Raw genomic sequence first — 11,062 nt, 5'->3', positions numbered from 1 at the left:
TGCGCGTGGCAGCCGCCAAGGCCCGCGCCAGCGAGGCCGCCGGCATAGCCGCCGCCCTTGCCCACCAGCTGCACGGCGCCATCGGCGTGACGGCAGAGCATCGCCTGCCGCTGTTCACCCGCGCCCTGTGGCAGCGCCGCGACATGGCCGGCAGCGAGCATCGTCACCACGCCACTCTGGGCGCGGCGGTGCTGGCACGCGGCAGCCTGTGGGCGCTGGCCACCGAGGAGCCTCTGTCAGAGGCCGAGGCCGCACCGGCCACTGGCCGCTTCCGCTTTCCTGCCGTGCCCGAAACGGCCGCCCGTGCCGCGCTGCGCCGGGAGGTGCGGGGTTTCCTGGCGCCCGCGCTTACCGGCCTGCCGCCCCATCTGCGCGCCCACAGCTGGAACGGCCACAGCGCAGACTTTTCCCGATCACTGGGCGCGCGCGGCTGGCTGGGGATGACATGGCCGAAGGCGCTGGGTGGACAGGAACGGACCGCCCTTGATCGCCTGGTGGTGATCGAGGAACTGCTGGCCGCCGGGGCGCCGGTCGCCGCCCATTGGATCGCCGACCGGCAGACGGGGCCGCTGCTGCTGCGCTATGGCACGCCGGAACAGCAGGCGGCCTACCTCCCTGCCATCGCGCGCGGCGAGCTTTATGCCTGCATCGGCATGAGCGAGCCCGGCGCCGGATCGGACCTCGCGGCGCTGACCACCCGCGCACGCCCTGTGGACGGCGGCTGGCGCATCAATGGCGCCAAGCTGTGGACCACTTATGCCCACAAGGCGCACGTGATGCTGCTACTCTGCCGCACCGGAGAGGGCCAGCGCCATGAGGGGCTTTCGCAACTGCTGGTGCCGATGGACACGCCCGGCATCAGCGTGCGCCCGATCATCGACCTGATGGGGGAGCATCATTTCAACGAAGTGCATTTCGATGATGTGTTCGTGCCTGCCGATGCACTGGTGGGCGCCGAAGGCCAGGGCTGGGCCCAGGTGATGAGCGAGCTGGCCTATGAACGATCCGGGCCGGAGCGGTTCCTGTCGACGCTGGTGCTGGCCGAGGAACTGGTGGCCGTGCTGGGGCCGGATGCACCCCAGGCCGCGCACGCGCCTATCGGTCGGCTGGCGGCGCATCTGATCGTGCTGCGGCAGATGGCGCGCGGCATGGCAGCGCTGTTGGAGGCGGGCGAGGACCCGGCGCTGGAAGCGGCCATCGTGAAGGATCTTGGCGCGACCTTCGAACAGGCCATTCCGGAGGTGGCGCGCGCCCTGATGCCTGCCGATCCGCCGGCTGATCTGCTGGCGACGCTCGATTCCACCATCCACATCGCGCCGATGGTGTCCTTGCGCGGCGGCACGCGGGAAATCCTGCGCGGCATCATCGCGCGTGGCCTAGGCGTGCGTTAGGAGAAAGCCATGACCGATCTTGTCCGCTACGACGCCGATGGTGCCATCGTCACGCTGACTCTGAACCAGCCGGAACTCAGGAACCCGGTGTCGGATGATGACATGGTGGACGCCATCCTGGCCGCACTGGCCCGGCTGGAGGCCGACCCGCAAGCGCGCGTTGCCATCCTCACCGGGGCGGGCAGCGCCTTTTCCAGTGGCGGCAATCTCAGGAAAATGGCCAGCGGCGAAGGCCTGGCCAGCGCGCAGCCGATCCGCACCCGCCGCAACTATCTCACCGGCATCCAGCGCCTGCCGCGGGCCTTTGCGGCGCTGGAGGTGCCGATCGTCGCGGCGGTCAACGGTCCGGCCATCGGCGCGGGCTGTGATCTCGCCTGCATGTGCGACGTGCGCATCGCGGGGGAAAGCGCAAAATTCGCCGAGAGCTTCGTGAAGCTGGGCATCATCCCCGGCGATGGCGGCGCCTGGCTGCTGCCCCACGTGGTCGGCCACGCAAAGGCCGCCGAAATGGCGCTGACCGGCGACATGGTGGACGCCGCCGAAGCGCTCAGGATCGGGTTGGTGAGCCGCGTGGTGCCCGATGCCGAACTGCTGGACGCGGCGCGGGCCATTGCCGCCCGCATCGCCGCCAACCCGCCCCAGGCGGTGCGCATGACGAAGCGCCTGCTGTGGGAAGCGCGCGGCGCCACGCTGGAAACCGTACTGCAACTGTCGGCCGCCATGCAGGCACTGGCGCACACCACCGACGACAATCGCGAGGCGATGACAGCCTTCCTGGAAAAGCGCCCGCCGAGCTTCAGCGGTCGCTGAACCAGTCCCTCAGCACGCTGTCCAGATCCTCCCCCACGCGCGGCGGGGGTGAGCGCATCGTGGCGGGCGTTGCGGACAGCTTGCCCGGATAGGCGACACTGGGGATCACCGCGCCATCCTCACGCACGAAGCGGTGCACCGTCTGGCGGGCTTCGACGAAGGGATCGGCGAAGATTTCGCTCACCTTGTTGACCGGGCCGCAGGGCACGCCGACGGCCACCAGCCGGTCGATCAGCGGAAGGCCCGGCTGATCTGCCACCAGCCGCTGCACCTCGGCCTCGATGGCGTCGCGGTTGACGAGCCGCGCGCTGGCGCTGACGAAGCGCGGGTCCGTGCCCAGTTCGGGCACACCCATTTCGGTGCAGAAGGCGCGGAACTGGCCGTCGTTGCCGATGGCGATGATGATCGCGCCATCGGCCACCTTGAACACCGTGTAGGGCACCACCGTGGGGTGGCGGTTGCCCATGCGGCCCGGATCGACCCCGCCCACCAGCCAGTTCATCGCCTGATTGGCGAGACAGGCGATCTGCGTGTCGAGCAGGCTGATGTCGATCTGCTGGCCCTCCCCCGTCCGCTCCGCATGGCGCAGCGCCGCCAGGATCGAGATGGTGGCATACAGCCCGGTCGTCACGTCGGCCATGGCGACCCCGGCGCGCAGCGGCCCGCCCCCTTCCTCGCCGGTGACGGCCATGAAGCCGCCCATGCCCTGCGCCACGAAATCATAACCGCCGCGGCTGGCATAAGGCCCGGTCTGCCCGAAGCCGGTGATCGAGCAATAGACGAGGGCCGGCTTGGCGGCCCGCAGGCTCTCCCAGTCGAGGCCATATTTCCTGAGGCCACCAACCTTGAAGTTCTCGACCACGATATCGGCCTTCAACGCCAGGTCGCGCAGCAGGGCGGCGCCTTCTGGGGTGGCGAAATCGACCGCGATCGAGCGCTTGTTGCGGTTGGCGGCCAGATAATAGGCGGAGGTGCCGATCTCGTCCGCGCCGTCGCCGCCCTTCAGGAACGGCGGCCCCCAAGCGCGGGTGTCATCGCCGCGGCCCGGTGCTTCCACCTTCACCACGTCGGCGCCGAGATCGGCCAGAATCTGCGTGCACCAGGGCCCTGCCAGCACGCGCGAAAGATCGAGGACGCGAATGCCGGCAAGCGCGGCAGGAAAAACCGGATCAGCCATCTTGCCGGCTTATCCCCGGCCCAGGATTTTTGGAAGCAAACAGCAGCAATTGCAAAAAGAAAAGCGGTGCCAGTTCGGCCGAACTGGCACCGCCCCTAGCCCCCGACCAGGGGTTAGCTCTTGGTCTTCGTTTCGCCGATTCAAGCGTGTGACGCAAGCTTGTCGTCACATTTCCGTCCCGTCCCTTCGTGACGATACCCCCGGCACCGCCCACCCAGCCACGAAACGGCCCTCGCCGCCCGATTCGCGCGAGTGAGAAGGTTATCAAAGTGTGAACAACAGGCAAGGCGATTCGGTCTTAACCTTTATGAATCATTGGAAAAATGTTACCAACGAAATGTCATGCCCGCTCGAACACCGCGGCCAGTCCTTGCCCGCCGCCGATGCACATCGTCTCCAGCGCCAGCCGCCCCTGTCGCCGATCAAGCTCGTGCAGCATGGTGGCCAGGATCCGCCCCCCAGTGGCGCCGATCGGATGGCCCAGGCTGATCCCCGAACCGTTGACATTGAGCCTGCTGGGATCATGCCAGCCCCAGCCCTTGAGCACGGCCAGCACCTGCGGCGCGAACGCCTCGTTCAGTTCAACAAGGTCGATATCGTCCCAGCCCAGGCCATGCCGAGCAAACAGCCGCTCCACCGCAGGCACCGGGCCGATGCCCATGCGCGACGGATCACAGCCCGCCGCCGCCCAGCCCTTCAGCCAGGCCATCGGCTCGAGGCCCAGCGGCGCCAGCAGCTCTTCGGCCACCACCAGGCAGGCCGACGCGCCGTCATTCTGCTGGCTGGCATTGCCGGCGGTCACCACGCCGTCCTTCTCGATGGACTTCAGCTGCGCCAGGCTTTCGGGCGTCGCATCGGCGCGGATACCTTCATCGGCGGCAAAGATGGTCGGCGGCCCCTTCTTCTGCGGCACCTCCACCGGCACCAGTTCGGCAGCGAATTTTCCTTCGGCCCAGGCCTTTGCCGCACGCTGGTGCGACTGCGCCGCATAGGCATCGCATTCCTCGCGGCTGATGCCATAGTCCTTCGCGAGGTTGTTCGCGGTCTCGATCATGCCGGAAATCACGCCATAGCGGGCGATCGGCTGACTCATCACGCGGCCGCGCACCAGCCGGTCGTGGAACGTCGTGCTGCCCATGCGGGCGCCGTTCCGGTGATCGATGGAATAATATTCCACCTGGCTCATGCTCTCGACCCCGCCGGCCACCACGATGTCGGCAGCGCCGGTCGATATGCGCATGGCGGCATCGATCACCGCCTGCAGGCCGGAGCCACAGCGGCGATCAAGGCTGACCCCGGGGACGCTTTCCGGAAAGCCCGCCGCCAGCCAGCTCCAGCGCGCGACGCACGGCGCTTCGCCATTGGGATAGCCATGGGCAAAGACAACATCGTCAACGCGTTCCGGATCGATCTTCGTGCGCGCCATCAGCTCCTTGAGGATGATGGCGCCCAGTTCCCCGGCCGGGAATCCGGCCAGTGCCCCGCCGAACCGGCCGACGCCGGTGCGGATCGGGGAAACGATCGCGGCCCGTCTCATCAGTTGCTCTCCCTCAGCATGGCTTTGGCAATGATCGTCTGCTGGATCTGGCTGGTGCCTTCATAGATGCGCAGCAGCCGCACATCGCGGTAGAAGCGCTCCACCTTGTATTCGGCCATGTAGCCGGCGCCGCCGAAGATCTGCACCGCCCGGTCGGCGATGCGGCCCACCGCTTCGCTGGCGTGGAGCTTCAGCACCGAACATTCCATGTTGCTGGCAAGGCCGGCATCGAAGCGCCGCGCAGTGCGCTCCAGCAGCGCCGCGATGGTCAGCCGGTCCACCTCGATGTCGGCCAGCATGGCCTGTACTAGCTGGAAATCGCCGATGCGGCTGCCGAACTGTTCGCGCTCCCGCGCATAATCCAGCGCCATCTGGCGCAGCCGGTCCGCCATGCCCAGCGCCACTGCGGCGATGTGGATGCGGCCGCGGTCCAGCACCTTCATGGCGGTGCGGAAGCCCTGACCGGGCACGCCGCCGATGATGTTGGCGGCAGGCACCAGCACGTCTTCCAGGATCACGTCGCAGGTCTTGGCCCCACGTTGCCCCATCTTGCGGTCGGGCTTGCCCAGGCTGATGCCCGGCGTGTCGGCGGGCACGATGAACGCGCTGATGCCGCCGGCGCCCTTCGTCTCCGGCTCGGTCCGGGCCATCAGCGTGAACACGGTGGCACGCGGCGCGTTGGTGATATAGCGCTTCGTACCGTTGATCCGGTAAAAGTCACCCTCGCGCACCGCCGAACAGCGCAGGGACGCTGCATCCGATCCCGCCCCCGGCTCGGTCAGCGCGAAGCTGGCAATCGCCTCGCCAGACGCAAAGCGCGGCAGCCACTCGGCCTTCTGGGCCGCGGTGCCGTCGATCATGATCCCCTGGCTGCCGATGCCGACCGTGGTGCCGATCAGGCTGCGGAAGGTGATGCTGGCCCGGCACAGCACGCGCACCAGCGCGGCCTCTTCCGCCATGGTCAGCCCCAGCCCGCCATAGGCTTCGGGCACCGACAGGCCGAACAGGCCCATCGCCTTGAATTCGGACACGATGTCGGGCGGGATATCGTCCGCCTCCTCCACCATGTCCTCGGCCGGAATCAACCGCTCGCTGACATAGCGGTCAAGCTGGTCTTCCAGCTGCGCGAAGGTGTCGGCGTCCATCGTCTCACCCTGAAGTTGCAATGAGGGCCACGGTGCCGTCACAGCGCAGCGCCTGCAAGCCATCATCGGTCTCTCGCAAGGCCACCGGCTGGCCGGCGAACAGCGGCGCCTGCGCGCGGAACGAATATTGCCGGGCCGGGCCGTGCCGACGCTCCCACAGGCCCAGCAGCTGCGCCGCCACCAACGGCCCGTGGACAACAAGGCCGGGGTAATGCTCCTCGCCCATGGCATAGGCCGCATCATAGTGGATGCGATGCGCATTGGCGGTGGCGGCGGAGAACAGGAACAGTTGCACCGACCCAGGGGTGAAGACGGCATCGCCTGGCGGCGGCGGGCTGGTAGGCACAGGCAGCGGCACGCTCGGTCCATCGCCGCGCCAGACGATGGACTGCACCTCCTCCAGCGCCACCTCGCCGTCCTGCCAGATCTCGATGCGCACAGTGCCCAGCAACAGGGGGCCGGCCTTGCCTTGCTTGGGCTCCAGCCGTTCGAGCACGCGCATCTGCATGGCCGGCGCCCCGGCGATCAGCGGGCGGTGGAAGCGATATTCGGCGCCGGCAAACATCCGGCGCGGCAGCGATACGGGCGGGAAGAAACCGCCGCGCGCCGGATGACCGTCGACCCCGCGCACCCCTGGCGGCGGCAGGAACAGCGCCAGGTGGCCAAGCGGCGGCCAGCCCAGCGTCTCGGCGTCCCAGTTCAGGGCCTCGGCAAGGCGCAGCACGTCGGGCGCGTGCAGCACCTCGTCGCGCCATTCGGCCTTGCCGACCCAGGCCTGCCAGTGGGCAAGATCCTCGGGCGTCATGCCACCAGGCCTGCATCATGCAGCCGGCCGATGGCGCCGCTGTCCAGCCCCAGCAGATCGGCCAGCACGGCATCAGTGTCGGCGCCAAGGCGCCGCGCCGGCTTCACGCCGCTGCGCGCCTCTCCGGCCAGCGTGGCAGCCGGGCCGGCGGCCGGATAGGTGAGGCCCGACGGGTGGGCGACGGCCTGGAATATCGGGTTGGCGGTGAACAGCCGGGGATCGCTGCGCACCGCCTCGGCCAGCGTCTGATACGGCCCCCAGGTGACGCCTGCACCATCGAGCAGCGGGCCAAGGTCTGCCAGGCTGTGCCGCGCCATGGCCGCCTCGAACAACGGGAACAGCGCGGCGCGGTGGGTGAAGCGCGCGCCGTCATCGGCAGCGAAATCGGCACCCGTCGCGGCCTCCACCGCCGCCACCGCCTCGCCCAGCCCCAGCGCCGTCACCAGCCCGCGCCACTGGCGAGGCGTGATCGCCACCAGATAGACGCGACGGCCATCGGCGGTGGCAAAATCGCGGCCGAAGGCGCCGAACAGATCGTTGCCCAGACGACCGCGATCCCCGGTCAACAGGGCCTCGGCGGCAAATCCCAGGTGCGACAGCGAAGTGGCAGCAAGGTCTGACAGGGGCACGCGGATCTCGGCGCCCTGCCCAGTGGCGCGGCGGCGGTACAGCGCCGAGACCATGGCAAAGGCCGCCCACGCCCCGCCCAGCAGGTCCCAGGCCGGCAGCACGGCGTTGACCGGGCGACTCTCTCCCACCGGTCCGGTCATGTCCGGCACCCCCACCGCGGCGTTGACCGTGTAGTCCAGCGCCGGCTTGCCATCGGCCCAGCCCATGATGCGCGCGGTGATGATGTCGGGCCGGCGCGCGGCGAGCGCAGCGTGGGACAGGAAGCCATCCACCGGGAAATTGGTGAGGAACAGGCCACGGTCATCGCCTGGCGCGCTGGCCAGCGCCTGCGCCAGATCGCGACCCTCAGGCCGCGCAAGGTCGATCTGGATGGATTGCTTGCCCTTGTTCAGCCCCTCCCAATAGAGGCTGTCATCGCTGTTTGGCGCCAGTGGCCAGCGCCGATAGTCTGGCCCGCCGCCGATGGGATCGATGCGGATCACCCGGGCCCCCATCTGCGCCAGATAGAGCCCGCCGGTGGGCCCGGCGACAAACGCCGCCGCCTCCACCACGGTCAGGCCGGAGAGCAGATCGTACATCGGGCGCTGCCGCCCCACCCCCCACGAGAGGGGGTGGGGCGGGCACTGGCCTCAGACGCGTTCGATGATGATGGCCGGCGCCATGCCGCCGGCGGCGCACATCGTCACCAGTCCGCGCTTCAGGTCACGCCGCTCCAGTTCATCGAGCACGGTGCCGATGAGGATCGAGCCGGTGGCGCCAATCGGGTGGCCCAGCGCGATGGCGCCGCCGTTGACGTTCACCTTGTCACGGTCAAGCTTCAGATCGCGGATGAACTTCTCGGCGACCACCGCGAACGCCTCGTTGATCTCCCACAGGTCGATGTCGTCCACCGTCAGCCCGGCCTTGGCCAGCACCTTGCGCGCCGCCGGAACGGGCGCATTGAGCATCAGCGTCGGGCAATCGCCCATGTTGGCCATCGCCACCACGCGGGCGCGCGGCTTCAGGCCGTTCTTCTCGGCATAGGCCTTGCTGGCCAGCAGCACGGCCGCGGCGCCATCGACCACGCCCGACGAGTTGCCGGCATGGTGGACATGCTCGATCTTGAGATCGGGATAGGCGGCGTTGATCAGCTTGCGGAAGGTGGTGCCCTGCGCATCGAGCGGCAGGTCGGCCAGCTTGGCAAAGCTCGGTTCCAGCTGCGACAGGCCTTCCATGGTGGTCTGCGGACGCGGGAACTCCTCGCGATCGAGCGCCAGGCTGCCATCCTCGCGATACACCGGGATCACCGATTTCGCGAAGCGGCCTTCAGCGATCGCCACCGCCGCACGCTTCTGGCTTTCCAGGCCCAGCGCATCGACATCGGCGCGGCTGATGCCTTCCTTGGACGCGATGGCATCGCCGCACACGCCCTGATGGCTCTGCGGGTGATGGCGCTGCAGGCGGGCGTTGCCGCTGCCCATCATCATCGGCGGCAGGCCGGCGGCGCGCTCTTCCTGCGCCATGGTGGCGGTATAGCTCATCATCTCGGTGCCGCCGGCGATCAGCAGATCTTCCATGCCGCTCATGATCTGGGCAGCGGCGAGGTTCACGGACGTGATGCCGCCACCGCAGAAGCGGTCCAGCGTCATGCCGCTGGCCTTCAGGTCATAGCCGGCATCCAGTGCCGCCATGCGGCCAAGGTCGCCGCCCTGCTTGCCCTTCTGGGTGGAGGTGGACCAGATGATGTCGTCCACCTCGGCGGTGTTGATGTGGTTGCGCTCGGCAATCGCCTTCAGCACGGCGGCGGCAAGATGCTGCGGGTGCATGTCGGCAAGGCTGCCCTTGCCAACCTTGCCAATGCCGCGCGGGGTGCGAACGGTGTCGATGATATAGGCTTCGGCCATTGTCTGTCTCCCATCTGGAACGCCGCGCACCCTACGCCGCCGTGCGCCTGCGTCGATTGCGGTTTTTGCCAGTCAGAACCTGCCGGTGAGCGTCGTCTTGTCAGTCGCCTTCGCCGCGGCCCACATCCTCGGCCGCATCGTTGGGCGCTGTCGGCGATGGCGATGGCGCGGTCGCCGGCGCGATCGGCCGACCGGCGGCGGCGGCCAGCCCGGCCTCGCCCTCGTGCCCGAACCAGGACCTGATGCGCAGATCTTGCTGGGGAAAGGGAATCTCGATGCCGTGGCGGCGCATGGCATCGTCCAGCGCCCAGCAATAGGCCGCCATCATGCCGCCTGGCCGCTTCACCGCTTCCAGTGCCGGCCACACCACCAGCTCGAACTTCAGCGCGGAATCGCCAAAGCCGGTCAGCCACACCTGGGTGCGACGGTCACCCTCGTCGGGACGGGTGAAGGGCACCGCCCGCGCCGCCTCCAGCGCGGCGGCGCGCACCTTGTCCTTGTCGCTGCCATAGGCGACGGTGAACGGCACATGCACCCGGCGCGGCGTGCGGTCCCGCGTCCAGTTGGTGAGCTTGCCGCCCAGCATCAGCCCGTTGGGAACCAGCACGTCGACATGGTCATTGGTGCGCAAGGTGGTGGCGCGCGGCCCGATGGCCACCACGAGGCCCGAGGTGCCGTCCTGCAGCTCGACGAAATCGCCCACTTCCATGCTGCCGTCGAACAGCAGGATCAGGCCATAGACGAAATTCTTGACGACATCCTGCAGCCCCAGCCCAACCCCGACACCCAGGGCACCGGCAAACAGCGAAAGGGCCGACAGGTCCACGCCCAGCGCCGATATCACCCCGGCCACGGCCGCCAGCACGACGACATAGCGCGCCACCTGGCCGGCGACATAGATGGTGGCGGCCTGGCCTTCCGCCACCCGCGCCTGGCTGCGGGAGGTGATGAAGCGGATTCCCCACACGGCCAGCGCCGCCAGCCCCAGGATGATGCCGGCCGCGATCAGCTTCTCCAGCGTCACCGAAAACTGGCCGAGCTTCAGCAACGGCTGGGCCAACGCCTTGTCCAGATCGAACTCCAGCATGACGATGACCCTAGTCCTTCGGACGCTTGCCGGCAAACATGGCGCCGGGCAGCATGGCGGCAATGGACGCGCTGCACCTGCTGATTGACTATATTCGCCCCCGCCTTGGCGGCCGGCCGTTGCTGCTCGGGCTGGCCGGGGCGCAGGGCTCGGGCAAGTCCACGCTGGCCGCCGAACTGGCCGCGCAATTGACGGCCAGTGGCCTTCCGACGCGCGCGCTCAGCCTTGATGATGGCTATCTGACCGCGGCGCGGCGCCGGGCTCTGGCGGCGCGTGTGCATCCGCTGCTGGCCACGCGCGGGCCGCCCGGCAGCCATGATCTGCCGCTGTTGCACCAGGTGCTCGACCGGTTCCGGGCCGGGCAGCCGCTGCAACTTCCGCGCTTCGACAAGCTGGCCGACGACCGGCTGGCGCCGCAGCACTGGCCCGCCACGCCGCCGCTGGCCTGCCTGATCCTCGAAGGCTGGTGCGTGGGCGCGCGACCGCAGCCCGCCGCCGCGCTGGCCACGCCGGTCAACGCGCTGGAGGCCTGGCAGGACGCGGACGCCCGCTGGCGGACGCACATCAACCAGGCACTCGCAGGCGCCTACCAGCAGC

Annotated in this window: 10 protein-coding genes; 3 read left to right on the top strand and 7 right to left on the bottom strand. The window is 68.7% G+C overall.

Annotated features, from left to right (window positions below):
* A partial coding sequence (locus GJV64_RS06905) for an acyl-CoA dehydrogenase family protein (protein ID WP_235927636.1) occupies positions 1-1,391 on the top strand: 1,391 nt, incomplete at its 5' end.
* A 9-nt stretch (positions 1,392-1,400) separates the two neighbouring features.
* On the top strand, positions 1,401-2,201 hold the full coding sequence (locus GJV64_RS06900; protein WP_164156534.1) for a crotonase/enoyl-CoA hydratase family protein: 801 nt from the start codon (positions 1,401-1,403) through the stop codon (positions 2,199-2,201).
* On the opposite strand, the gene GJV64_RS06895 is transcribed toward GJV64_RS06900, so the two are convergent.
* From GJV64_RS06895 to GJV64_RS06865, 7 genes are all read right to left on the bottom strand, one after another.
* A complete protein-coding gene (locus GJV64_RS06895) occupies positions 2,188-3,378 on the bottom strand; it encodes a CaiB/BaiF CoA transferase family protein (RefSeq protein WP_164156533.1) in 1,191 nt (396 codons plus the stop codon). The two genes, GJV64_RS06900 and GJV64_RS06895, sit on opposite strands and share 14 nt — an antisense overlap.
* 340 nt (positions 3,379-3,718) lie before the next feature.
* The gene (locus GJV64_RS06890; RefSeq protein WP_164156532.1) at positions 3,719-4,915 is read right to left on the bottom strand and encodes an acetyl-CoA C-acetyltransferase; all 1,197 of its coding nucleotides are present in this window, start codon (positions 4,913-4,915) and stop codon (positions 3,719-3,721) included.
* Positions 4,915-6,060, bottom strand: a complete 1,146-nt coding sequence (locus GJV64_RS06885) for an acyl-CoA dehydrogenase family protein (protein ID WP_164156531.1) — start codon at positions 6,058-6,060, stop codon at positions 4,915-4,917. The genes GJV64_RS06890 and GJV64_RS06885 overlap by 1 nt, the downstream gene beginning before the upstream one ends.
* A gap of 4 nt (positions 6,061-6,064) precedes the next feature.
* Positions 6,065-6,865, bottom strand: a complete 801-nt coding sequence (locus tag GJV64_RS06880; protein WP_164156530.1) for a hypothetical protein — start codon at positions 6,863-6,865, stop codon at positions 6,065-6,067.
* Positions 6,862-8,073, bottom strand: coding sequence for a CoA transferase (locus GJV64_RS06875; RefSeq protein WP_164156529.1), 1,212 nt, complete (start codon positions 8,071-8,073; stop codon positions 6,862-6,864). The genes GJV64_RS06880 and GJV64_RS06875 overlap by 4 nt, the downstream gene beginning before the upstream one ends.
* Before the next feature lie 51 nt (positions 8,074-8,124).
* Positions 8,125-9,378 (bottom strand): acetyl-CoA C-acetyltransferase, encoded by a 1,254-nt coding sequence (locus tag GJV64_RS06870; protein ID WP_164156528.1) that lies wholly within the window; start codon positions 9,376-9,378, stop codon positions 8,125-8,127.
* A gap of 100 nt (positions 9,379-9,478) precedes the next feature.
* Positions 9,479-10,465, bottom strand: a complete 987-nt coding sequence (locus GJV64_RS06865) for a mechanosensitive ion channel family protein (RefSeq protein WP_164156527.1) — start codon at positions 10,463-10,465, stop codon at positions 9,479-9,481.
* 38 nt (positions 10,466-10,503) lie between these two features.
* Between GJV64_RS06865 and GJV64_RS06860 the strand changes: the two genes are divergently transcribed.
* Positions 10,504-11,062, top strand: a 559-nt coding sequence (locus GJV64_RS06860; RefSeq protein ID WP_164156526.1) for a kinase, incomplete at its 3' end; no start/stop codon positions are given.

The organism is Sandarakinorhabdus rubra, assembly GCF_010994245.1.
GTDB classification, from domain to species: Bacteria; Pseudomonadota; Alphaproteobacteria; order Sphingomonadales; family Sphingomonadaceae; genus Sandarakinorhabdus; species Sandarakinorhabdus rubra.
This window is presented reverse-complemented; position numbering and strand designations above follow the sequence as displayed.